The organism is Streptomyces sp. YGL11-2, from assembly GCF_050054615.1.
Classification (GTDB): Bacteria; Actinomycetota; Actinomycetes; order Streptomycetales; family Streptomycetaceae; genus Streptomyces.
In genome coordinates this window covers 50,751-74,196 of the sequence record NZ_JBNHIN010000040.1, presented here as the reverse complement: position 1 = coordinate 74,196, position 23,446 = coordinate 50,751, and the positions used below count along the sequence as shown (strand labels likewise).

At 68.5% G+C, this 23,446-nt stretch carries 21 protein-coding genes; 7 read left to right on the top strand and 14 right to left on the bottom strand.

What is annotated here, in order from left to right:
• Positions 1 to 360: 360 nt before the first annotated feature.
• Positions 361 to 882 (top strand): nuclear transport factor 2 family protein, encoded by a 522-nt coding sequence (locus tag ACO1BR_RS32635; RefSeq protein ID WP_426798702.1) that lies wholly within the window; start codon positions 361 to 363, stop codon positions 880 to 882.
• 362 nt (positions 883 to 1,244) lie between these two features.
• Here ACO1BR_RS32635 and ACO1BR_RS32630 read toward each other — a convergent pair whose 3' ends face one another.
• The 12 genes from ACO1BR_RS32630 to ACO1BR_RS32575 all read right to left on the bottom strand — a co-directional run bounded on the left by ACO1BR_RS32630 (position 1,245) and on the right by ACO1BR_RS32575 (position 13,076).
• A complete protein-coding gene (locus ACO1BR_RS32630; protein WP_426798701.1) occupies positions 1,245 to 2,087 on the bottom strand; it encodes an amidohydrolase family protein in 843 nt (280 codons plus the stop codon).
• 5 nt (positions 2,088 to 2,092) lie between these two features.
• Positions 2,093 to 2,404 (bottom strand): L-rhamnose mutarotase, encoded by a 312-nt coding sequence (locus ACO1BR_RS32625; RefSeq protein WP_426798700.1) that lies wholly within the window; start codon positions 2,402 to 2,404, stop codon positions 2,093 to 2,095.
• 13 nt (positions 2,405 to 2,417) lie between these two features.
• On the bottom strand, positions 2,418 to 3,047 hold the full coding sequence (locus tag ACO1BR_RS32620) for a LutC/YkgG family protein (protein ID WP_426798699.1): 630 nt from the start codon (positions 3,045 to 3,047) through the stop codon (positions 2,418 to 2,420).
• Positions 3,044 to 4,534 (bottom strand): lactate utilization protein B, encoded by a 1,491-nt coding sequence (locus ACO1BR_RS32615; RefSeq protein ID WP_426798698.1) that lies wholly within the window; start codon positions 4,532 to 4,534, stop codon positions 3,044 to 3,046. Before ACO1BR_RS32615 ends, ACO1BR_RS32620 begins: the two co-directional genes overlap by 4 nt.
• Positions 4,531 to 5,271 (bottom strand): (Fe-S)-binding protein, encoded by a 741-nt coding sequence (locus ACO1BR_RS32610; RefSeq protein ID WP_426798697.1) that lies wholly within the window; start codon positions 5,269 to 5,271, stop codon positions 4,531 to 4,533. Before ACO1BR_RS32610 ends, ACO1BR_RS32615 begins: the two co-directional genes overlap by 4 nt.
• Positions 5,272 to 5,273: 2 nt before the next feature.
• A complete protein-coding gene (locus ACO1BR_RS32605; RefSeq protein ID WP_426798709.1) occupies positions 5,274 to 6,260 on the bottom strand; it encodes an aldo/keto reductase in 987 nt (328 codons plus the stop codon).
• A 56-nt stretch (positions 6,261 to 6,316) separates the two neighbouring features.
• Positions 6,317 to 7,099, bottom strand: a complete 783-nt coding sequence (locus tag ACO1BR_RS32600; protein ID WP_426798696.1) for an SDR family NAD(P)-dependent oxidoreductase — start codon at positions 7,097 to 7,099, stop codon at positions 6,317 to 6,319.
• The gene (locus ACO1BR_RS32595; protein ID WP_426798695.1) at positions 7,096 to 8,436 is read right to left on the bottom strand and encodes an enolase C-terminal domain-like protein; all 1,341 of its coding nucleotides are present in this window, start codon (positions 8,434 to 8,436) and stop codon (positions 7,096 to 7,098) included. Before ACO1BR_RS32595 ends, ACO1BR_RS32600 begins: the two co-directional genes overlap by 4 nt.
• 77 nt (positions 8,437 to 8,513) lie before the next feature.
• Positions 8,514 to 9,365 carry a fumarylacetoacetate hydrolase family protein gene (locus ACO1BR_RS32590; RefSeq protein ID WP_426798694.1) on the bottom strand — a complete coding sequence of 284 codons (852 nt, stop codon included), beginning with the start codon at positions 9,363 to 9,365 and terminating at the stop codon, positions 8,514 to 8,516.
• Positions 9,366 to 9,452: 87 nt separating this feature from the next.
• Positions 9,453 to 10,493, bottom strand: a complete 1,041-nt coding sequence (locus ACO1BR_RS32585) for an ABC transporter permease (RefSeq protein WP_426798693.1) — start codon at positions 10,491 to 10,493, stop codon at positions 9,453 to 9,455.
• Entirely contained in the window at positions 10,486 to 12,003 is a 1,518-nt protein-coding gene (locus ACO1BR_RS32580; RefSeq protein ID WP_426798708.1) for a sugar ABC transporter ATP-binding protein, read from the bottom strand. Before ACO1BR_RS32580 ends, ACO1BR_RS32585 begins: the two co-directional genes overlap by 8 nt.
• 14 nt (positions 12,004 to 12,017) lie before the next feature.
• Positions 12,018 to 13,076 carry a sugar ABC transporter substrate-binding protein gene (locus ACO1BR_RS32575; RefSeq protein ID WP_426798692.1) on the bottom strand — a complete coding sequence of 353 codons (1,059 nt, stop codon included), beginning with the start codon at positions 13,074 to 13,076 and terminating at the stop codon, positions 12,018 to 12,020.
• A 216-nt stretch (positions 13,077 to 13,292) separates the two neighbouring features.
• Here ACO1BR_RS32575 and ACO1BR_RS32570 point away from each other — a divergent pair, with 216 nt between their 5' ends.
• On the top strand, positions 13,293 to 14,009 hold the full coding sequence (locus tag ACO1BR_RS32570; protein ID WP_426798691.1) for a FadR/GntR family transcriptional regulator: 717 nt from the start codon (positions 13,293 to 13,295) through the stop codon (positions 14,007 to 14,009).
• A 117-nt stretch (positions 14,010 to 14,126) separates the two neighbouring features.
• On the opposite strand, the gene ACO1BR_RS32565 is transcribed toward ACO1BR_RS32570, so the two are convergent.
• A complete protein-coding gene (locus ACO1BR_RS32565; RefSeq protein ID WP_426798690.1) occupies positions 14,127 to 15,173 on the bottom strand; it encodes a sugar ABC transporter substrate-binding protein in 1,047 nt (348 codons plus the stop codon).
• 449 nt (positions 15,174 to 15,622) lie between these two features.
• Positions 15,623 to 16,321, bottom strand: a complete 699-nt coding sequence (locus ACO1BR_RS32560; RefSeq protein WP_426798689.1) for a FadR/GntR family transcriptional regulator — start codon at positions 16,319 to 16,321, stop codon at positions 15,623 to 15,625.
• Between the two features lie 218 nt (positions 16,322 to 16,539).
• Here ACO1BR_RS32560 and ACO1BR_RS32555 point away from each other — a divergent pair, with 218 nt between their 5' ends.
• From ACO1BR_RS32555 to ACO1BR_RS32535, 5 genes are all read left to right on the top strand, one after another.
• Entirely contained in the window at positions 16,540 to 17,778 is a 1,239-nt protein-coding gene (locus ACO1BR_RS32555; RefSeq protein ID WP_426798688.1) for an aminotransferase class V-fold PLP-dependent enzyme, read from the top strand.
• A gap of 162 nt (positions 17,779 to 17,940) precedes the next feature.
• The gene (locus ACO1BR_RS32550) at positions 17,941 to 19,173 is read left to right on the top strand and encodes an ABC transporter substrate-binding protein (protein WP_426798687.1); all 1,233 of its coding nucleotides are present in this window, start codon (positions 17,941 to 17,943) and stop codon (positions 19,171 to 19,173) included.
• Between the two features lie 2 nt (positions 19,174 to 19,175).
• The gene (locus tag ACO1BR_RS32545; RefSeq protein WP_426798686.1) at positions 19,176 to 20,168 is read left to right on the top strand and encodes a carbohydrate ABC transporter permease; all 993 of its coding nucleotides are present in this window, start codon (positions 19,176 to 19,178) and stop codon (positions 20,166 to 20,168) included.
• Positions 20,165 to 21,001, top strand: coding sequence for a carbohydrate ABC transporter permease (locus tag ACO1BR_RS32540; protein WP_426798685.1), 837 nt, complete (start codon positions 20,165 to 20,167; stop codon positions 20,999 to 21,001). Before ACO1BR_RS32545 ends, ACO1BR_RS32540 begins: the two co-directional genes overlap by 4 nt.
• A gap of 342 nt (positions 21,002 to 21,343) precedes the next feature.
• Positions 21,344 to 23,425 (top strand): alkaline phosphatase family protein, encoded by a 2,082-nt coding sequence (locus ACO1BR_RS32535; protein ID WP_426798684.1) that lies wholly within the window; start codon positions 21,344 to 21,346, stop codon positions 23,423 to 23,425.
• Positions 23,426 to 23,446 lie beyond the last annotated feature (21 nt).

The window sequence follows — 23,446 nt, the reverse complement described above, 5'->3', positions numbered from 1 at the left end:
CTCGCCTCCGCCGCCTGACCGGCGCCCAGACCTGGGCCGGACTGGGAGTCTTCGCCTACAACCTCCAGCGGATGACCACGCTTAGCCGGTGAGGCAGGGGCCAATGGCTGGCCGTCGGACTGGTGCCCTCCAACAGCTCCGACCCCGTCACCAGCCCAAACCCTTTTTCAGGGGCAAGTAGCTACCCATGCCTGTCCCGGTTTCCGTGTCGCCGGGAGTCGTCTCGTGTGTCCCACCGCCACAGCGTCCTCCTACCGATGTTGGCGACCGCAGAGAAACGATCCATCGCGATCTCTGCGTCTGGCATCACTGCAGGCAGGGGAGGATGCGCGGACGTGATGCACTTCGAGAGGACCGGCCGTGAGCGACACGTCAGTAGCTGGACCCGAACTGGCTTACCGCGCCACGCAGAACGCTGTGGTCCGACGGCTCTGCGACGGCTACGCCCGGCATGACCTCGACGCCGTCGTGTCCGTCTACACCGAAGACGTCCACTACGAGGAGAAGACGCTCCGGTGGGACCTGCACAGCCGTGACGAGGTCCGCGATCAACTTGGCGTCTGGTTTGCTGCCACCTCCGAATTGACCATGAGCTCACTGGACAGCATCCACGCCGCAGGCCGGGCCGGCGTCCTATGGCGATACACCGGCACCCTTCATTCCGGTCACCGGTTCGACTGCCCCGGCATGAGCCAGTACACCTTCACATCCGACGGGCAGATCAGCCATGAGATCGTGATGTGGAACCTGGCCGACTTGCCCGAACGCGCTGCCAAAGACATGGGCCTGAACCCCGCTACCCCCTACAGCCTGTTCGCAGCGTGGGCGGCAAACGGCCGAGGCACGGCAGCCGCGAGGCTGGCGGATGACGTCCGGGCATGAACGCGGCGATCCCCGGCATTTCGCCGAGCCGGGTTGCGCCTGACCCATCAGACAGGCTCCAGCGACGGGGTGAGGGACTCGGCGGCGCCTCCCTCACCCCGTAGCCGATCCTCCCGCGGAAACACCGCCGGGCACCGCCGGCTACCGGCGCCAGGCCCAACTCGCCGCCGAGGCCCGCAGGTTCTTGCACCGGCGCCAACGCCAGCCACAGGGGCGGTCTCGCGGGCGCTGGTGATCGTGCGGCATCGTTCGGGATCCGGGGAGGGCAGCAGAGGTCTCCTCCGTGCTGGTCCGTGCTGGTCCGTGCTGGTCCGTGAACCGGCGGTGCCGGACACGGTGCTGGCAGCAGCCCGCCCCAGCAATCAGAGCCCGTACACGCGCTCCGCGGTGCCCGTCCACACGGCGGCCTTCTCGTCAGGGCTCAGACCCGCGAGGAGCGCACCGGTGGCGTCCACCACCTCGGCGTAGCTTGCGGCGAGCGTGCACACCGGCCAGTCGGATCCGAACATCAACCGCCGCGGGCCGAAGGCGTCGAGCACGGTGTCCGCGTAGGGGCGAAGAGCGTCGACCGTCCACTCGTGCCAGTCGGCCTCGGTGACCATGCCGGACAGCTTGCAGACGGTGTTCGGCTGCGAGGCAAGTTCTCGGACGGCCTCCGACCAAGGCTCCAACTGGCCTGAAACGACGGGTGGTTTGCCCAGGTGGTCCAGCACGAAGGTGAGTTCGGGCAGACGCCGGGCGGCGGACACTACCGCGGGCAACTGGTGCGGCAGGACGACCACGTCGTACACAAGCCCCGCGTCCGCCACCGTCCGCAGTCCGCACAGTACTTCGGGGCGGATGAGCCACCAGGGGTCAGGCTCACCCTGCACCTGGTGGCGGATGCCCCGCAGCCACTCGCCGCCGGGCAGGGCACGCAAGCGGTCCAGCTTGCCGGCCACGTCGGACGCGGTGAGGTCGGTCCAGCCGACCACTCCCGCCACCACGTCGCTCTCGCCCGCGAGCGCCAGGAGCTCGGGGGTTTCCCCCGCCACCGTGACCGTCTGGACGAGGATGGTGCGGTCGACGCTCGCGGCGCGGGCCTGCGGCTCCAGGTCGGAGAGGAGGAAGTCGCGGCGCAGCGGGGCGAGTTCGGGCCCCGTGATCCAGTCCTGGTCGCGTACGGAGAGGTCCCATACGTGGTGGTGCGCGTCGATGATGCCCATGAGCCTTACAGCTCCCACACGACGGGCAGGCCGGCGGTGGCTCCGTCCGTCGAGTAGTCGTGGATGACGTCGAGGAGTTCGGCCATGCGGGCCTGCCAGGCGATGTTCACCGGCAGCTTCTCCAGCTCGGCGAGGAGGGCGGCGTAGTCCTCGCATTCCAGGACGTGGAAGAGGTCTGTGCCGCTGCGCCAGATGGTCCACGAGGTGGTCCCGGCAGCGCGGATGGCGGCCGTCAGCTCCTGCGGCACTTCGCGATGAGCCGCCTCGTACTCCGCGATACGGTCCGCACGGACCTTGGTGTGCAGGGCGATGCGCATGGGTGGGGACTCCTCAGCTGTCGGTGATGATGATGTCCAGGGTGCGCGGGCCGTGCACGCCCTCGACTCGCTCCAACTCGATGTCACTGGTGGCGGAAGGGCCGGAGATGAAAGTCAGGGGGCGACGGGCGTCGAGGCGCCGCAGCGCTTCGGGCACGTCTGCGGCGATCTGGTCGGCGCGTACGACGCACAGGTGGTAGTCGGGCAGCAGGGTGAGTGCCCGACGGCCTTGGCCGGGGCCGGCGTCGAGGACGATCGTGCCGGTGACGGCTACGGCCAGGGCACAGGTGGTGAGCACGCCACCCACTGCATCTAGTTCGCGCACGTCGAGCGGTGGGGTGTCGGTGCACCGGTTCCAGTCGCCGTCCGGCAGCCATGCGACCGGGAATCCCTGGGGGACGACGAGGGCGCCGGACACCTGCCGGTGGGACAGCGCGGCGGCGATGGCCTTGCGCGGGTCGGCGGTGCGGGTGACGGTGGCCCGGTAGTCGGCGGCGCGCTCGGCGAACAGGCCGATGACGTCGTGTCCGGCGTGGCTGTCGCGATAGTCGCGGGGGACGCTCGCGGCATCGTACGGCTCGGTGGCGGGGACGTCCGCCAGTGCCGAACGGATACGGCCGAGTACCGTCGCGCGGCTGCTCATCTCGGGCTCCTCTCGTGGCGCCACCAGGCACGGAACGTTTCGCGCGGCGGCGCCGGCGTGTCCCGCGTGTCGGACCAGCGCGCGAGTGGTCCTGGAAGGCGGCGCAGGATGCCGCGCCGAGCCAGGAGCCGGCCGCCGAGCACGGCCGCCCGCTGGGCCATGCCGAGTCGGCGTGGGGAGGACAGGATGGCGCCCGCGGCCTTCATCATCAGTGCTTCCGGGGTGGGGACCGGCCCCCTCCGCTTGACGTCCACGGTTCGGGCGCGTAGGTGCACCAGCACCTCCGGGATGTCGATCTTCACCGGGCAGGCGTCGTAGCAGGCGCCGCAGAGGGTGGACGCGTAGGGCAGCGTGGCGGCCTGCTCGACCCCGACCAGCTGGGGTGTGAGCACGGCGCCGATCGGGCCGGGGTAGACCGAGCCGTAGGCGTGGCCGCCGGTGCGCTCGTACACCGGGCAGACGTTGAGGCACGCCGAGCAGCGAATGCAGCCGAGGGTCTGACGCCCGACGGTGTCCTTGAGCGTGGCGGTGCGGCCGTTGTCGAGGAGGACCAGGTGGAATGCGCGGGGGCCGTCGTCCTCGGTGGGGCCGGTCCACATGCTGGTATACGGGTTCATCCGCTCACCGGTGGAGGAGCGGGGCAGCAGTTGGAGGAAGACTTCGAGATCGGCGAAGGAGGGCAGGACCTTCTCGATGCCCATCACGGTGATCAGCGTCTCGGGGAGGGTGAGGCACATCCGGCCGTTCCCCTCGGATTCCACGATGACGACCGTGCCGGTGTCGGCGGCGGCGAAGTTCGCGCCGGAGACGGCCACTTTGGCGCGCAGGAACCTCTCGCGCAGGTGCAGGCGTGCGGCCTCGGCGAGGTCGTCGGGTTCGTCGGTCAGGTCATCGGGCGCAGGCTTCCCCCACCTGCCCATCGCGTCCTGGAAGATCTCGCGGATCTCGGCGCGGCCCTTGTGGATGGCCGGGACCAGGATGTGCGAGGGGCGGTCGTCGCCGAGCTGGACGATGAGTTCGGCGAGATCGGTCTCGTACGCCCTGATGCCTGCTCCGGCGAGAGCGTCGTTAAGGCCGATCTCCTGGGTGGCCATGGACTTGACCTTGACGACCTCGCTCTCGCCGGTGGCCTGGATGAGGTCGGTGACGATGCGGTTCGCCTCGGCGGCGTCCGCCGCCCAGTGCACGATGCCACCCGCGGCGGTGACCGATGCCTCCAGCCGCAGGAGGTGTTGGTCGAGGTGACGAAGGGTGGCCCGCTTGATGGCGGCGGCCGCGGTGCGCAGCTGCTCCCAGTCGTCGAGTTCGGCGGAGACGGCGAGCCGTTTGTCGCGGATGGTGCCGGTGGCCTTGCGCAGATTGGCACGCAGCCGGCTGTCCGCGACGGCTTCCTTCGCCGCGACGGGGAAGGCGGGGCTGCCGAGCCAGACCACGTTGTTGGGGTTGTTGGGGTTGTTGGGGTTGTTGGGGTTGACGGTCCCGCTCACGGTGCGTCTCCTTCCGTCGCGGCCAGGATCTCCGCCAGGTGCCTGGTGCCCACCCCGGTGCGGAGCCGGCCGAGGCCGCCGCCGATGTGCATCAGGCAGGAGTTGTCGCCGGCGCACAGCACTTCGGCGCGGGTGGACTGCACGGTACGGACCTTGTCGGCGAGCATGGCGTTGGACACGTCGGGGTTCTTCAGGGCGAAGGTGCCGCCGAAGCCGCAGCAGCTGTCGGCCTCGGGCAGTGCGACCAGATCGATGCCCCGGACGGCGCGCAGGAGTCGAAGGGGCCGGTCGCCGACGCGGAGCATCCGCAGGGAGTGGCAGGTGGGGTGGTAGGTGACGCGGTGCGGGAAGTACGCCCCGACGTCGGTGATCCCGAGGACGTCCACCAGGAACTCCGACAGTTCGCGCACGGCGGGGGCGACGCCCCGGACAGCTGCCTGAAGCTCCGAGTCCCCGTACTGGGCCGCCAGCGTCGCGTGGTGCTCGCGGATCATGCCGGCGCACGAACCGGAGGGCGTGACGATGGCGTCGTAACCCGAGAAGACCTCCGCGAAACGGCGAACCATGGGCAGCGCCTCGGGTCGGTATCCGGTGTTGAAGTGCATCTGGCCGCAGCAGGTCTGTGCCTGCGGGAAGTCGACGGTGTGGCCCAGCCGTTCCAGGAGCTTCACCACGGCTTTGCCGGTCTGCGGGAACATCGTGTCGTTGAAGCAGGTGACGAACAGGGCGACGCGCATGGCTATCGGGCCTCCGGCACGGGGACGTGGCGCGGTAGCAGGGCCTCTTTGCACAACCGGTCCCAGACGTCGGCCGGGACCGGTGCGTTCAGGAGTGTCGCCGCGTCCCGAACCTCCGCCGCCGACCGCGCTCCGGTCAGCACACTCGCCACGGCCGGGTGGCCGAAGGGGAAGTGGAGAGCGGCGGCGCGCAGCGGTACGCCGTACGCCTCGGTGATCTCCCGCATTCGCAGCGCCCGCTCCAGCAACTCACCTGGGGCCGCACTGTAGTTGTACGTGGCCCCTGGGGCGGGGTTCGCGAGGAGCCCGGAGTTGAGGACACCGCCGATGATGACGCTCTTGCCGCGGTTCGCGGCGGCGGGCAGCAGTTCGGCGAGCGCGGGCTGTTCGAGAAGGGTGTAGCGGCCGGCGCACAGTACCGCGTCGACATCCGAGTCGATGAGGAACCGGGTGAGCATCGCGGTCTGGTTCATGCCCGCGCCGATGGCTCCCACCATGCCTTCGGAGCGGAGCCGTTCCAGCTCGGGGTAGGACTCGCGGAACGCCTGCTCGCCGTGGTCGTCGGGGTCGTGGATCAGGGCCAGGTCGATGCGGTCGAGGCCGAGGCGGGTCAGGCTCTCCTCCAGGGAGCGTCGCACCCCGTCGGCGCTGAAGTCCCAGACACGGCGGTGGGTGGCGGGGACAGCGAAGCCGTTCGCCATGTCGGAGCCTGTCCCCTCGTACGGCTCAAGGAGGCGGCCCACCTTGGTGGAGATGACGTACTCCGTACGGTACTTGGTGCGCAGCACCGCGCCCAGGCGTCGCTCGGAGACACCCAGGCCGTAGTGCGGTGCGGTGTCGAAGTAGCGGATGCCCGCGTCCCAGGCCGCCTCGATGGTGGCGGCCGCGCTTTCCTCGTCGACCGGGCTGTAGAGCCCGGCTATCGCGGCGCCGCCGAGGCCGAGTGGGGTGACCTCGACGCCGCTGCGGCCGAGGGCGCGTCGCGGCATGGCATCGGCGGGCGGGTGGGCCGCGCGTCCGGTGGTGTCACTCGCCTCGGCCGCCATCACTGCCCCACCGGACGCAGCCGCAGGCCCTGCATGCCGCCGTCCACGGCGAGGGCGGTGCCGGTCACCGAGGCGGCGCCGGGTCCGGCCAGATAGGCGATGGCCGCCGCCACCTCGTCGGCGGTGACCAGACGGCCCATCGGCTGGCGCGCGGCGAGCGCGGCGCGCTCGGCGGCGGGGTCGGCGGCCTGCTCCAACAGCCGCCCCACCCAAGGGGTGTCCACGGTGCCGGGGTTGACGCAGTTGACGCGGATCCCTTCGCGGACATGGTCGGCTGCCATCGCCAGCGTCAGCGACAGGACCGCGCCCTTGCTCGCGCTGTAGAGCGCCCGCTGCGGCAGCCCGGCGGTTGCGGCGATGGAACAGGTGTTGACGATCGAGGCGTGCGCCGATTCCCGAAGGTGGGGCAGAGCGGCGCGGGTGGTGCGCACCATGCCGAGGACGTTGATGCCCAGCACCCGTTCCCACTCCGCGTCGTCGTTGTCCTCGACCGTGCCGATGGCGCCGATCCCGGCGTTGTTCACCAGGATGTCGATGCCACCCAGGTCGGCGGCCGCTTCCGCCACCGCTGTGATGACGGAGGCGTCGTCCGCCACATCCGCGGTGTAGCCGCGCAGGGGCGCCGTCGCGGCAGCGGGATCGAGGTCGAGAACCGCCACGGCGGCGCCGCGTGCGGCCAGGAGCCGGGCCGTGGTCAGACCGATGCCGGAGCCGCCGCCGGTGACGATGGCCTTCAGGCCGTGCAGTTCTCCGTCGTGGCCGGTCGCGGTACAAGTACTCATGCCTTCGCCTCCTTGCCGGCGGCGCCGTCGGCCGCCCAGAACGTGCCGTCGGGGTAGCGGTAGGCGTCGATGGACTCCTGCCTCATCTGTGCCGAGAATCCGGGCGCGGTCGGAGTGGCGTAGTGCCCGTGCTCGATACGGACCGGGTCGGTGAAGTGCTGGTGCAGATGGTCGACGTACTCGATGACGCGGTCCTCGGTCGTCCCCGACAGCGCGACGTAGTCGAACATCGAGAGATGCTGGACGAGTTCGCACAGCCCGACTCCGCCGGCGTGCGGGCAGACCGGCACCCCGTACTTGGCGGCGAGCAGCAGGATGGCGAGGTTCTCGTTCACTCCGCCGACGCGGGCGGCGTCGAGCTGCAGCACATCGATCGCGCCGGCCTGCAGCAGCTGTTTGAAGACGATGCGGTTCTGCACATGCTCGCCGGTGGCGACCTTCACCGGAGCCACGGCCTTCCGTATCGCCGCATGGCCGAGGACATCGTCCGGGCTGGTGGGCTCCTCGATCCAGTACGGGTCGAACTCGGCCAGGGTCCGTGTCCATTCGACGGCCTCGTCGACGTTCCAGCGTTGGTTGGCGTCGATCGCGATGCGGATGTCGGGGCCGACGGCTGCGCGGGCGGCACGGCAGCGGCGTACGTCATCGTTGAGATCGGCGCCCACTTTCAGCTTGATCTGCTGAAAGCCGTCCGCGACCGCTTGGCGGGCGAGGCGGGTGAGCTTCTCGTCCGAGTAGCCGAGCCAGCCAGGGGATGTGGTGTAGCCGGGGTAGCCGGTCGCGTGCAGGCGCTGCACGCGCTGCGGGGCACCCTGTCGGCCGCGTTCGAGGAGTACGAGGGCTTCGGCGGGGGTCAGCGCGTCGGCGATGTAGCGGTAGTCGATCTGGCCGGCCAGCCACTCGGGCTCGGCGTCGGCGAGCAGTTGCCACAGGGGCTTGCGGGCCCGTTTGGCGGCGAGGTCCCATACGGCGTTGACCGCGGCGCCGATCGCCATGTGTATGACGCCCTTTTCCGGTCCCAGCCAGCGCAGTTGGCTGTCACCGGTGAGGTCACGGCTCACCGAGCCGGGGTCCGCGCACAGCGCGTCGACCGACCGGCCGACCAGGTACGGTCTCAGCGCCTCGATGGCGGCGACCTGGATGTCGTTGCCACGCCCGATGGTGAAGGTGAAGCCGTGCCCTTCGGCGCCGTCTTCGGCGTCCGTACGCAGCACCAGATATGCGGCGGAGTAGTCGGGGTCGGGGTTCATCGCGTCGGAGCCGTCGAGCTCGCGCGAGGTGGGAAAGCGGATGTCGTAGGTGTCGACGGCGGTGATCCGCGGAGAGTCGGGGGTCATCGCTGTGGGGGAGCTGGCGGTCACGGGCACGGGGGCCTTGTTCACTGGTGGGGCCGCTTTCATGGGTTTCACGGGCGTCACGCTGCTGCGAAGGTCTGGCGCTGGCTGCCGAGGCCGTCGATGGACAGGTCCACGGTGTCGCCGGGACGCAGATAGGGCTGTCCGGGCAGGCCGAGGGCGACGCCCGCCGGGGTGCCGGTGTTGATCACGTCGCCGGGTTCGAGGACCATGTACTGGCTCAGGTAGTGGATGAGATACCCGACCGGGAAGATCATGTCCTTGGTGTGGCCGTCCTGCCGGACTTCGCCGTTCACCGCGAGCCGCAGGCCGAGCGACTGCGGCTGTCCCACCTCGTCGGGAGTGACGAGCCAGGGTCCGAGCGGGTTGAAGGTCTCGCACGACTTGCCCAGATCCCACTGCGGGGAGAAGTCGAGCTGGAACTCCCGCTCGGATACGTCGTGGCTGATCGCGTACCCGGCCACGCAGTCCAGTGCCTGCTCCGCGCTGTCCAGGTAGCGGGCGCGGGCGCCGACGACGACGGCCAGCTCGACCTCCCAGTCGGTCCGGGTGGAGCCGCGCGGGATGAGCACGTCGTCGTACGGGCCGACGACCGTGCTCGGGTCCTTCATGAAGACCACGGGCCGCTCGGGGATGGTGGCCCCCGTCTCCGTCGCGTGGTCGCGGTAGTTGAGGCCGACGCAGACGACCTTGCCGGGACGGGCGACGGGGGCGCCGGTGCGCAGTCCGGTCGCATCCAGCTCCGGCAGTTCGCCGGCTTCGCCGGCGGCCCGGACCCGTTCCAGGCCGTCGGAGGCGAAGAAGGCGCCGTCGATGTCGGCGATGCGGCCGGACAGATCCAGGAACCGGTCGTCATCGGCGAGGAGGGCGGGGCGCTCCCGCCCGGGGTCGCCGAGGCGCAGCAGTTTCACGGGGTTCTCCTTGCTGGGCGCGCGGGTGATGCGCGGGCATGGGCTTCGGCCGACGCAGACCCTTCGGGCCCGCGAGCGTGGTCGGGTTCAGTCCTGTGCGCGGCCGGTGGTGACACGGGCGATCATGAGGGCGACGAGGATGATGCCGCCGTAGATCGCCTGGATCCAGAAGGACGGCACCTGCGCGAGGGTCAGCAGATTCTGTACGACGCCGAGCAGCAGGACGCCGGTGAGGGCACCGAACATGGTGCCTTTGCCGCCGTCGAGGCTGATGCCGCCGATGACCGCGGCCGCGAACACCGTGAAGATCATGTTCTGGCCCTGGTTGGCGTTGATGGCGCCGACGTAGCCGGTCTGCATCAGACCGCCGACCGCCGCGAGAACACCGGCGACGACGAAGACTCCCAGCATCACGCGCTCGACGCGGATGCCGGCGGCGCGGGCCGCGTCCGGGTTGCCGCCGATCGCGTACAACGCCCGTCCCCAGCGGTGGTACTTGAGCCCAAGACCGGCGATTCCGAAGGCGGCCACCGCCACCCATACCGACATCGGAACGGAGAGGAAGGTGGTGGTCGCGAGGGTGAAGAAGGCGTCCGGCATGCCGAAGAGGGTCTTGCCCTCGGTCGCGCCGACCAGCAGGCCGCGCAGGATGATCAGCATGGCGAGCGTGACGATGAACGCGTTGAGCTTGAACTTCACCACCAGGACGCCGTTGAAGGCGCCGACCAGCGCACCGGCCACCACGATCGCCAACAGACCCGTGGCGACGGGCCATTCGGTGCCGAAACCGGCACTGGCCGCGGGAAGTACGAGCAGCGCGCCGAGCGCGGGCGCGATGCCGACGACCGATTCGAGGGACAGGTCGAACTTCCCGGTGATCAGCACGAGGGACTCGGCGAGCACGACCATGGCGAGCGCAGCCGAGGCGCCGAGGATGGAGACGAGATTGCGTTCGGTCAGGAAGGAGCCGTTGACCACCGAGCCGAGGACCAGCAGGGCAAGGAGTGCGGGTACGAGAGCCAACTCCCGTCCTCGGCGCAACAGTACGTTCTTGGCCGTACCCGGTGGGGTGGCCGTGGGCGAGGCGCTCGTGGCGTCGCGCACGTTCGCGGCCTTGGTGTCAGCCACGGTCAACTCCTTCGATCGAGGCGATCAGCTCGTGGTCGTTCCAGCCGGCTGGGTGCTCGGCGACGACGCGGCCGTGGAACAGCACCAGGACGCGGTCGCAGCGCCGCAGGTCGTCGAGCTCGTCCGAGACGACGAGCACCGCGGTGCCGTCGTCGCGGGCACTGTCCACCCGGGCGAGCAGTGACTCCTTGGACTTCACGTCCACGCCGGCGGTCGGATTGATGAGGACGAGGAGGCGGGGGTCGCAGGCCAGGGCGCGGGCCATGACGACCTTCTGGGCGTTGCCGCCCGACAGGTCGGACACCGGCTGCTCGGGCCCTTCGGCGTGGATGTCGAGACGCTGGATGAGGTCCCTGGCAAAGGACCGCTTGGCGGTGGTGCCCACCAGGCCGTATCGGCCGAGCCGGTCGAGGACGCTCATGGTGGCGTTGTCGCCGATGGTCATCCCGGACACCAGGCCCTGTTCGTGCCGGTCTCGGGGTACACAGCCCACACCGGCTCGCAGGGCGGCGGAGACGTCGCCGAACGGCAGCCTCGCGCCGTCCAGTTCCGCCTGCCCGGCGGTCGGGGTGTGCAGCCCGGCGAGGCTTTCGGCCAGCTCGATCTTGCCGCTGCCGCTGGATCCCGCAAGGCCGACCACCTCACCGCGGCGGATGGTCAGGTCCACGTCCTCGAACACGTCGCCGACGCCGGTGAGTCCGCGTACATCGAGACGTATGGGCGTGTCGGCGGGCGGAGTCGGGCGGGCCACGGCACCGCTTTCCGCCGCCGTCCCACCTGCCACCGCCTCGCCCGCCATGGCCTCGACGAGGGCGCCGCGAGGCAGGTCCGCCACCGGCGCGGTGGTGATCCAGCGGGCGTCGCGCAGCACGGTCACCGTCTGGCAGACCTCGTACACCTCCTGCAGATGGTGCGAGATGAACAGGAAGGTCACCCCGGACTCCTGCAGGCTGCGCATCCGGTCGAAGAGCCGTTCGATCTCCCTGTTGTCGAGCTGCGCGGTGGGCTCGTCGAGGATGATGAAGCGGGCACCGAAGCTCAATGCCCGTGCGATCTCGACGAGTTGGCGGTCCTCGACCTTCAGCTCCGCGGTGATGGCTTCGGGTGCGACGCGTACGTCCCAGGTGTCGAGGAGTTCGGCGGCCCGGGCCTGCATGCGGCGCCAGCTGATGAAGCCTCCCCTGCCGGTGGGCTGCCGGTTGATGAAGAGGTTCTCGGCGACCGTGAGGCCGGGGACGACGGTGGGCTTCTGGTAGACACAGGCGACCTTGCGGCGCCAGGCATCGCGATCGGAGAGCGCCGGCGCCGCTTCCCCGTCGAAGCTCACCGTTCCCGCGTCGGGAGCCTGCAACCCGGTGAGGATCGAGACCAGAGTGGATTTTCCCGCACCGTTGCGGCCGACCAGGGCGTGGGACTCGCCGGGCACGACGGTCAGCCGGCCGTCGCGCAGCGCCACGGTGGGCCCGTAGCGCTTGACGATGCCCTCGGCGGCGACCAGCGGGCGGGTCATGGTGTCGACGGCGCTCACTTGACCGTGTTTCCCCACAGCTTGGGGTCGTCGACGTTCGCCTTGGTGACCAGGGGCGCCGGCAGTTGGTCTTCGAGCAGGCCGTTGGGCAGCTTGACAATGGTCGAGTCGTGGTCTGTCGGGCCGGGCTTGAACGTCTTCCCGTTCATGGCGGCCTTGATGTAGTACATGGCGTACTTGGCGTACGCATCCGCCGGCTGGGAGACGGTGGCGTCGATCTGGCCCTTGCGGATGGCGTCGAACTCCTGCGGGATGCCGTCGTTCGAGACGATCGTGATGTGCCCCGTCTCGTCCGTCTTCTTCAACATCCCCTTGGACTTGAGAGTCTGGAGGGTGGGTGCCAGGTAGACGCCGCCGGCCTGGAGGTAGATGCCCTTGATGTCGGGGTTGGCGTTCAGGAGCGTGTCGAGCTTGGCGGCCGCCGTGTCGGACTCCCACTTCGCGGGAATCTCCAGGACCTTCAGGCCCGGGTAGTTCTTCCGGACACAGGTCCGGAACGCCTCCGAGCGCTCACGCCCGTTGACCGAGGCGAGATCACCCATCACCTGCACCACTTTGCCCGATTTAACGGTCTTACCCAGGTACTCGCAGGCTTTCTCGCCGTACGCCGTGTTGTTCGCCCGTACGACCATGGCGACCTTGCCCTTGTCCGGGGCGACGTCCACGGCGACCACCGGGACACCCTTGCGTTCGGCCTGGTCCAGGCCCGCGGCGATCGCGGCACTGTCCAGCGGGGCCACCACAAGACCCTTGACGCCCTGGTTGAGCTGGTTGTTGACGTCGGTGATCTGCTGGGAAGGGTCGCTGTTGGAGTTCACCGTCTTCAGGGCGTCCACGCCCTCCGACGTCGCCATCTTCGGTACGTAGTCGTTGTACGACTGCCAGAACGGCGACGTGAGCAGGGGCAGCACGACGCCGACCTTGCCCTCGCCGCCTCCTGCGCCGCCAGAGGCGTTCTTCGTGCTTCCGCACGCTGCGAGAGCGAGAGCGGCACAAGCGGCCGCAGCCGCCGCGCGGGCTGCCCGCGAGGGGATTCTCAGAGTCCTGCCGGCCATAGCTGCGGCTCCTCACCGATGGCACTGCGCTGAGTCATGGGGGTTGCGGGATGCAAAGGAGATGCCCGGCCGGGTCGCTTCACCGGCCGGGCACGACTATTCATCGGACCATTCAGCTGTGTCAATGGGCGATCGTCGAATTTTCCGCCAGATAAAGCCATAGTGGTCCGACCACTTGTGGAACTAGACTCCGCGCAGCGAACGAGGGAGGCGTAAGTGGAGACACGTGCGGAGCGGGCAGAAGCGCCGAAGGGAACGGTGACGCAGCGCGCCATCGACCAGATCAAGTCAATGATCGGGGAGGGGCTTCTGGAGCCGGGGCAGCGCCTGCCCACGGAACGCGAGTTCGCGGCCCGACTCGGGATCTCCCGCAACTCGATGCGTGAGGCGGTCCGCGCCCTGACCGCGATGGGTGTACTGGAGGCCCGACACGGCTCGGGGATCTACGTGACCCAGCTTGAGGCGGGCAACCTCCTGGAGACCTTCGGTGCCGTCGCGGACCTCTCGCCCGGCCCACGACTGCTCGAACTCCTCGAAGTGCGCCGGGTGTTGGAGTCCACCGCGACGGCCCTTGCCGCCGCGCGCATCGACCCGGAGCGCCTTGCCGAGGTGGAGCAGCACCTTGAGGCGATGCGGGCGAGCGCAGACCCGGAGGAGATCCTCGCGCACGACGTCGCCTTCCACCGGGCGATCGCCAGGGCTTCGGGCAACGAGTCCATGGCGGCGATCCTCGAAGGGCTCTCCTCGCAGACGCTCCGCACGCGGGTGTGGCGCGGCTACGAGGAGGAGGGTGCCTTCGAACGGACCCACATCGAACACACGCGGATCTACGAAGCCCTGGTCGACCGTGATCCCGACTCGGCAGGCGCCGCGGCGTCCGTGCACGTGGCGGGTGTCGAACGGTGGCTGAGAAGGCAACTGGACGGCGAATAGCCGCGCACACCGACAAGGTCGCCGACAACCTCCGCGCGGACGAACTGCCGCGGCCGCAGGCTCTGCGGAGGGGGGAAGGCGGGGGAGACGGCTCTTGTTCTCCCCCCGGCCGCGGTCCTAGCCGACGTTGTTGCCCCACAGCGACTTGTCGTCCGCATTCGCCTTGGTCACCAGCGGGGCGGGCAGTTGGTCCTCCAGCCCGTTGGGGAGCTTGATGATGGTGGAGTGGTGGTCGGTCGCTCCTGGTGTGAACGTCTTGCCCGCAGCCGCTGCCTCGGCGTAGTAGAGCGCGTACTTGGCATAGAGATCGGCGGGCTGAGAGACGGTCGCGTCGATGTCCCCCTTGCGGATCGCGGCCAACTCCTTCGGGATGCCGTCGTTGGAGACGATGGTGATGTGCCCGTCTTTGCCGACCGGCTTGAGCAGCCCCTTCTCCTGAAGCAACGTCAGCGTCGGTTGCAGGAAGACGCCGCCGGCCTGCATGTAGATGCCGTTCAGGTCCGGGTTCTCGGCGAGCAGCTTCTGCAGCTTGGCCGAGGCGACGTCGCCCTTCCACTCGGTGGCGAGCTCGAAGATCCGAACCTTCGGGAACTTCGTCTTCATGCACTCCGCGAACGCCTCAGAGCGATCACGGCCGTTGACCGAGTCCAGCGCGCCCTGGAACTCGGCGACCTTCCCCTTGCCTCCCAGCTGCTTGCCCAAGAACTCACAGGCCTTGGTGCCGTAGGCCCGGTTGTCGGCGCGGACCACCATGTAAACCTGGCCCTCGTCCGGCCGGGTGTCGACGCTGACCACCGGGATCTTTTTCGCCGCCAGCCTTTCGAGGGTCGAGGTCATGGCGGTGTTCTGCGGGGCCATGACGATGGCCTTCGCCCCAAGGTTCTCGAACACCTGGACGTCGGCGGCCAAGTTGCCTTCGTTGTACTGCGAGTTGCTCAGCGACAGGGCGTTGACACCGTTGGAGCCGATTTCGTTCCTGAGGTACTGCGCGTAGGAATCCCAGAAGTCGGTGTCGGAACGCGGCAGGTCGATGCCGATGCCAGGCTTCTTGTCGGCGCCTGAGCCGGTTGCGGTATCGCTGCCACGGTCGCAGGCGGTGGCGAACGCGGCCAGGGCGAGCAGGGCGGCGGCAGCGTGGGAGGAACGGCGAGGGGTGATCTGCATTGCGTGTTTTCTCCTGATCCGGAGGCAACTGCGGCGGAGGCTTGACTCAGGCCCAGCGTGACGACCGCATCGGATTCCGCTGCCGGGCCACTCTGAACCTCTCTGTTGCGGGTTGCGGGTCTCACGTCACATGTACCGGGAGGAGACGACCGGCGAGGCCACTCAGAGTGCATCGGTGATTCGACCGAGGTCTTCTCGGCGTCGAGGACGGTATGTCCGCATGAGCTCGGGTGACGAGACCTCATCGCAGCTGTGCACGATGGGACCACCGGAGGTAGCCGATGGGGCCCTTTCGCTCGCCCGGACGCTGTGGCACAGGACGTGGGTTGCCATGCGAGTCATCGCGCCCTATGGGGGGCTCCGGGCAGTGACCTCCGATGTATCGCCTGCTGTCGATAGCTCCTCGCCTATGACGACCAGCCCGAGCTCACGCGCAATCCTCTGCGCCGTCAGCCAGGGGTGTCCTCCTCGACAGGAGGCATGAAGGCACGCAGCCACCGCTCCGTCTGGGCGACGTGAGCCTGTGCCGCGCCGGCGGCGGCGACGGGGTCGCGGGAGGCGATGGCGGTGGCCAGAACGTGATGGTCCTCGTCGCTCTTGCGGCGCAGCTCGGGCCCCTCGGGGAGGGTGAAGACCTGGTATTTGCGGGAGCGGGCGCGGAAGACCGACAGGAGGGATGCCAGGGTGGGGTTGCCGCCGGCCAGGGCGATCTCCGCATGGAAGCGGTGGTCGAGCTCGGAGGCCTTGGCGGGGTCGTCGGTGGCCTCCATCGCCTCGATGAGCGAAAACAGCGTCCGCACCGTCTCCGGCGTACAGCGCGCCGCGGCCTGCGCCGCGACGTGGGCTTCGAGGACTCGCCGGATCTCGTAGACCTCCAACAAGCCGGTCAGCGGGAGGAGTTCGAGGGTCAGCGACAGGCTGCCGATGATGTCTTCGGGCCTGAGCTGGGAGACGTATGTGCCGGAGCCGTGCCTCGGCTCTACGACGCCCAGGGCGGCGAGCATCCGCACGGCCTCGCGCAGCGACCCCCGCGAGACGCCCAGTTCCTCGCAGAGATCGCCTTCCGGAGGGATGCGCTCGCCCGCACCCAGGCGGCCCGTCGCGATCATGTGCCGCAGGCCCTGGAACGCCTTGTCGACTGCGGACATCCGACTCCTCCCGGGACGGTCGGCGACGTCGCCGGACCCTCGATCACTGTAGCAAGTCATCAGACGTTCTACCGATCAATCCGAGATTCATCTGATGAATCTCTCCATCTGTCCCTTGTTCGCTGCGCAGCCCCGTGCCAGGATGCCGAGTCATCATACGTCCTATGGCTCCTGTCTGATGTCTGTCAGGCGCTCGGGTCCGGCGGATATGGAGTCACGTGAGCGAGACCGAGGTCGCCACCGCGCCACACCCCCTGCTGCTGGCCGACGGCCGGCCCGCGGCCGCGGCGTGGTCGCTGGACCCCGCCCTGAGACACCTGAACCACGGTTCGTTCGGGGCGGTCCCCCTGGTGGCGCAGGCGCTGCAACACCAGCTGCGCGAGGAGATGGAACGCGCCCCGGTCGTATGGTTCCCGGCGCTGCCGCAGCGGGTCGCCGCCGCCCGGGTCGAACTCGCGGACTTCCTCATGGTCGCCCCCGACGACCTCGCCCTGGTGCCGAATGCGAGCGCCGGCATCAGTGCCGTGTACGCCTGCCTCACCCCTCGCCGCGGCGGGGAGATCGTCGTCACGGACCACGGCTACGGGGCCGTGACCATGGGCGCCGAGCGGCTGGCGGGCCGCTGGGGCGGCCGGGTCCGCACCGCCCGAGTTCCGCTGGAGGCGGACGAGGAGCAGGTGCTTGAGGCCGTGGCCGCCGAGTTCAGCCAGGCCACCGACCTCATCGTGCTCGACCACATCACCTCGGCGACCGCGCGCAGAATGCCGGTGGAACGGATCGGCGTCGAGGCGCAGCGGCGTGGCATCCCGCTGCTCGTGGACGGCGCGCACGCCCCCGGCCTGATCGCTGCCCCGCTCGCCGGCGTGACGTGCGACTTCTGGGTCGGCAACCTGCACAAGTGGGGCTGTACGCCGCGCGGCAGCGCGGCGCTGGTCGCCCGAGGCCCACTGCGTGAACAGCTCTATCCCTTGATCGACTCGTGGGGCGCCGCCGATCCGTACCCCGACCGCTTCGACCAGCAGGGCACGGTGGACGTCACCAGCTATTTGGCGGCGCGGAAGGCGCTCGACTTCATCGAGCGCACCTGGGGCTGGCAGGCCGCCCGCCGCTACATGGGCGACCTGGCCGATTATGCCGAGCAGGTCGTCGGCGGGGCCTTCGCCGAGCTGACCGGCGTCAGCAGCAGGGTGGACGTCGGCATGCCGATCCCCGGCATGCGGCTGGTGCGGCTGCCAACGGGCCTGGGCACCAGCCGCGTCGAGGCCGACGCGCTGCGCGACCGGGCTGCCCGGGAACTGGGCGTGGAGGCGGCCTTCACCAGCTTCGGCGGCACCGGCTACCTACGGCTTTCCGCACACGTCTACAACACCGCCGCCGACTACGAGTACTTCGCCGAGGTCTGCGTCCCGGTCCTTGGCGAGTGGGCCCGCGCAGCCCGCGAGCAGCGCGCGCCTTAGCAACACAACGTGCCGTAGCGGCCCACCACCGCATGCCGGACACCCAAGGACACCCAAGGACACCCAAGGACACCCAAGGAAGAGGTCTGCACTATGAGAAGAAGGACAGCAGCTCTCGCTCTCGGTACAGCCGCCGCGATGGTCCTGACCGGCTGTTCCGCCATGAACCCCGGTGACAGCGGAGCAGTCACCCTCAACATGGTCGAGAGCCTGACGAACCCGGCTCGCACCCATCTGCTCAAGGGCCTCATAGCGGACTTCGAGCGGCAGAACCCCAAGATCAAGGTCAATCTTGTCTCGCCGCCCACCGAGCAAGCCGACCAGAAGATCCAGCAGATGCTCCAGGCCGGCAGCGGCGTGGACGCCCTGGAGGTACGGGACATCACCGTGGGCCCGTGGTCGAACAACGGCTGGCTCTACGACATGAAGAAGGACCTCAAGGGTTGGAAAGGCTGGCAGGCCATGACGGAGAACGCCGTCAAAGCCTCCGAGGACACCAAGGGCCGGACCTACTTCATCCCGTACGGCTTCTACGGGCTGAGCCTCTTCTACCGCACCGACTTGATCAAGAAGGCCGGCTTCGGCAAACCGCCGGCCACCTGGGACGAGTTGCTGGAGCAGGCCGACGCCATCCACGCCCCGGAGAAGCGCCGGTACGGCTATGCCTTCCGCGGCGGGGCCGGCGCCTACAGCAACGCCACAGCCGTCATCGAGGCGTACGTCGCCGATGAGGTCGACCCCGCCAACGGCTACAAGCTCAAGAGCGGTCGCACCATCTTCTCCGCACCCCAGGCTCTCGCCGCCCTCAAGACGTATCTAAAGCTCTTCCAGCAGGCCGCTCCCAAGTCGTCGGTCTCCTGGGGCTATCCGGAGATGGTCGAGGGCTTCTCCAACGGCTCCACGGCCTTCCTGCTCCAGGACCCCGAAGTGATCGCCACGGTCGCGGAGTCCAAGGCGATCTCGAAGGACCAGTGGGACACCGCCCCGCTGGTGGCCGGCCCCGGCGGCAAGACCGTCCAGCCGCTGGGCACCGCCGGGTGGGGCATCGCTGCCGGCAGCAAGCACAGGGCCGAGGCCGTCAAGCTGGTCGAGTTCCTCTCCCAGGGCAAGGCGTCGACGACCTTCACCAAGAAGAACAGCCTGGTGCCGATCCTCAAGTCGGCCACCGACGACCCGTTCTACAAGAGCGGCCCTTGGACCAGCTACGTCACCATGACGGAGCACCCGGAGAAGTACCTCAGCGTCCGCCAGCCGCGCGGCGTCGCCTGGTGGACCGAGTGGGAGCAGAAGGCCGACGCCGACGTGCAGAAGATGGTGCTCGGCAAGATGGAGCCCCAGGAACTGCTGGCCGGCTGGGACGCGTACTGGACCAAGAAGTGGAAGCAGGAGAAATAGGCATGCCCGCCGCATCTGCGTCCGCAACGACGAAACCGAGGACGGTGCGCGCCGCCCTCAACGGCGGCGCCCCGCCCGGCCGCAGCGCGGCGCCACGCCGCCGCAGGCCCGAGTTCACCGCCCGCCGCGGCCTGCTCATCGCCGCCTTCATGACGCCGGCCACGGTCTTCGTGGCGGTCTTCACCTACTACCCGGTGATCGCGGGCAGTCAGATGGCTTTCCGCAACTGGAAGCTGACGGATCTCACCGACACCTCCTGGGTGGGCCTGAAGAACTTCCGTGAGGTCTTCGCCGACCCCGCCTGGGGCACCGTACTGGGCAACACCGCTCTTTGGGTGGCCGGTTCGATCGTGCCCCAGCTGGTGATCGGCTTCACGCTGGCCCTGTGGCTGCGCCGCCGGTTCCGCTTCCGCGGCGTCTACCAGGCGCTGGTCTTCTTCCCCTGGGCGATCTCCGGCTTCCTCATCGGCATCCTGTTCCGCTGGATGTTCAACAGCGAGTTCGGCGTCGTGAACGACCTGCTGCAGAAGGCCGGACTGATCGACGAACCGATCGCCTGGTTGGCCGATCCGCAGACGGCGATGATCGCCGTGTTGATCGCCAACGTCTGGTACGGCGTCACCTTCTTCGCCATCATGATCCTGGCCGCGCTGCAGTCGATCCCCGACGAGCTGTACGAGGCGGCGGCGCTGGACGGCGCCGGCAAGGTGCGCACGCTCTTTGAGATCACCATCCCGTACATCCGGATCACGTTGGTGCTCACCGTGCTGCTGCGGGTCATCTGGATCTTCAATTCCCCCGACCTGATCTTCGGGATGACCGGCGGCGGGCCGAACAACGAGACACACATCGTGACCACCTGGATGATCAAGATCGCCCAGCAGGGCGACTACGGCAGGGCCTCCGCGCTCGGTCTCCTCGTGGTCGCCGCGCTGCTGGTGTTCGCGGTGTTCTTCCTCCTGGCCACGCGCGAGAAGCGAGGGGTGACGTCGTGATCGGCAAAGAGACCGCAGCCGGCCGGGCCACCAAGTTCGCCTTCCTGGGGATGTGGCTGGTCTTCACCGTCTTCCCGCTCTACTGGATCACCGTCACGTCGCTCAAGGCGCCCGGCGACATCTTCGCCTTCCCTCTCGCCTACTGGCCCCAGCACCTGTCGCTGGAGAACTACAGCGGGCTGTTCGGCAAGGCCGACTTCGGGGTCTACCTCACCAACAGCCTTGTCGTCGCGACCGTCGCGGGTGCGGCGGCCACCGCGATCTCGATGCTGTCGGCGTACGTGCTGGCGCGCTTCGAGTTCCGCACCAAGTCCGCGCTGCTGATGGCCGCCCTGGCCACCCAGATGATCCCCGCCTTCATCGCGCTGGGGCCGCTCTACCTGCTGATGACCGATCTCAGGCTGGTCGACAACCGCCTCGGGCTCATCCTCGTCTACGTCGCCGTGTGCATCCCGTTCTGCACGGTGATGCTCCGCGGCTTCTTCGAGAACATCCCGGACGCACTGGAGGAGGCCGCCATGATCGACGGCTTGTCCCGTTTCGAGGCGCTGTTCAGGGTGCTGCTGCCAGTGATGCGTCCCGGGATCGTGGCCGCGTTCATCTTCAACTTCGTCAACTGCTGGAACGAACTGTTCCTGTCGGTGACGCTGATGAACAGCGACAGCAACAAGACCATCCCCACGGCTCTGAACGGGTTCATCTCCAGCTTCAACATCGACTGGGGCTCGATGTCGGCGGCAGCTGTGCTCACCATCCTGCCCACCATGGTGCTGTTCGCCTTCGCCAGCCGGCACATCGTCCAGGGGCTCACCTCGGGCGCGGTGAAGGGCTGAGGAGGGCGGATCCGGCACCGCCGGAGAGTCACGGCCACCTCCGGATCGAGCTGTAGGAAGTCGTTGGATCGAGGCTTGGCGGCTTCAGGAGGCACGTCATCGTCGTCGCTGGCGTCGAGGGAGGTGATGAGCTTGGCCGGCGCCTCCGCCATGGCCAGAGGAAGATCATCGATGATGCCGATCCTCACGCTTCCTCATCCACGGCCCGGAGTTGACAACACTTGCAGTCGATGCCCTGCTGACCACCGCTCGGCCGGAGTTCACACAGCGTTGGTTTCCACTCGCTTCGATGCGAGCTGCGGTATCCATCCCCGACTGTCCATGCCCATGTGAGGAGTTTCCATGGCCCCCGATCCGACCATCTCGACACCCGAGTCCGAGTTCGGCGACAGACCCGAGACGACGACCGGCGCCACCCGCCGTCGGTTCCTCCAGGGCGCGGGGGTCGCCGCCGGGACACTGGTGCTCGGCGGGACCGCCGGGGTGGGCGGCGCGTACGCCGCTCCGGAGCCCACTCACGTCTTGCCGAAGGGCTTCAACGGCAATATATCCGACCTGAAGCATGTCGTGATCCTGATGCAGGAGAACCGGTCCTTCGACCACTACTTCGGCACGTTCCCCGGCGTGCGCGGCTTCAACGACAAGCAGGCGCTGCGGTTCCAGGACGGCACCACCGTCCTTCAGCAGAAGGACGGCAACGGCAACATCGTCACCCCGCAGGTCGACGACGGAGCCTGGGGCAACGACCACGGAGCCTGGGGCGACGTCGACCATCGCAAGTGGGATCTGTGGGTGCAGCACAACGGCGCCAGCTGCATGAACTACCACAGCGACGCCTACATGGGCTTCTACCGTTCGGTAGCCGCCCAGTACACCATCGCCGACCAGAACTTCTGCTCCGAGTTCGGGCCGACCGACCCCAACCGAAAGTACCTGTGGAGCGGTACCGCCAACAGCGAGACGGGCAACATCGATGAGTCCAACTACTCCCGTCCCTGGATCACGGTGGCCGAGCAGCTCCAGCAGGTCGGCATCGACTGGCGGCTCTACTCCGACAACAGCGGCAACGGGCGCCAGGGTTACCTCAGCGGCTGGGTCGGCGACTACGGCGACAACGAGCTGAAGTACTTCAAGGGGTTCGACCCGGAGGGGCTGAGCGCCGACGACCCGAAGCTGCGGTCCGGTACCGGGCTGATCTGGCGCGGCAACGCCACGTACTACTCCGGCATGACCTCGCCGAACGACGACTCCGACGAGAACCTCGACGCAGTCCTCAAAAACCTCCATGACGCCTGCCGGCCGGGCGCGGAACACCCGCTGCCGGCAGTCTCCTGGATCGTGGCGCCCTACGGCTGGTCCGAGCACCCGGATGCGGACACCCTGCACGGCGAGCGCTACGTCAAGAAGGTGCTCGACATCCTGCAGAGCAACCCCGATGTCTGGAACCACACCCTCTTCATCCTCAACTACGACGAGAACGACGGGAAGTTCGACCACGTGCTGCCGCCGTGGCCTGAGCCGGGCACGGCGCGCGAGTTCGCCGGCGACTACCCACTCGGCTTCGGTCCGCGGGTGCCGATGCTGCTGGTCTCCCCGTGGACCCGCGGCGGGTACGTCGCCTCGGAAGTCTTTGACCACACCTCGACGATCAAGTTCCTCGAGACCTGGGCTGCCCACCTCGGCAAGCCGTTCCGTTGCCCCAACATCAGCGACTGGCGGCGCTCGATCGCGGGCGACCTGACCAGCGCGCTCGACTTCGCCCACCCGCAACCGGGGCCGGCCACCTTCCCGGACCCGCTCGCCGAGCAGTCGGTGTCGATCGCCGCCGACCACATGAAAGCGCGCCCGCTGAGCTTCCATCCGCACGCGACGATCTCGGAGGACAGCGCGTCGCGGACGGTCACCGCCAGGATGACCCTGACCGGCGGCCCGAAGGACAAGGCATTGAGCTTCCAGGTTTTCCCCGACAAGTACCAGGCGTTCTCCAACACGCCGTTCACCGTCACCGCGGGCAAACCGCGCGAGTACACCTGGGACACCAAGGCCACCGACGGCAAGTACGCGTTCTCGATCTACTCCAACGACGGCTTTGTGCGCTCCTTCGCCGGCCAGGTCGCGCCCGCTGGAAAGAGGGGCGGTGGCCTCCCGCGCGTCGAGGTCGACCTGCTGAAGGGCGAGGGCACCAAGCACGAGGCTCAGCTGAAACTCACGTTGCACAACGACGGCACCAAGCCGGTGGACTACACACTCACCGCCAAGGACTACGTCGGCGGTATCCAGAAGGTCACGGTGGCCCACGGCGAGACGAAGGCCGTCATGTGGCCGACCCAGGAGGGCTACTACGACGTGGTCGTCACCGTCGACACCGACACCGCCTGGACGCAGCGCTACGCCGGCCGGATCGCCACTGCCGAAAAGGACTGATCGGTCAGGACACACGTGGCG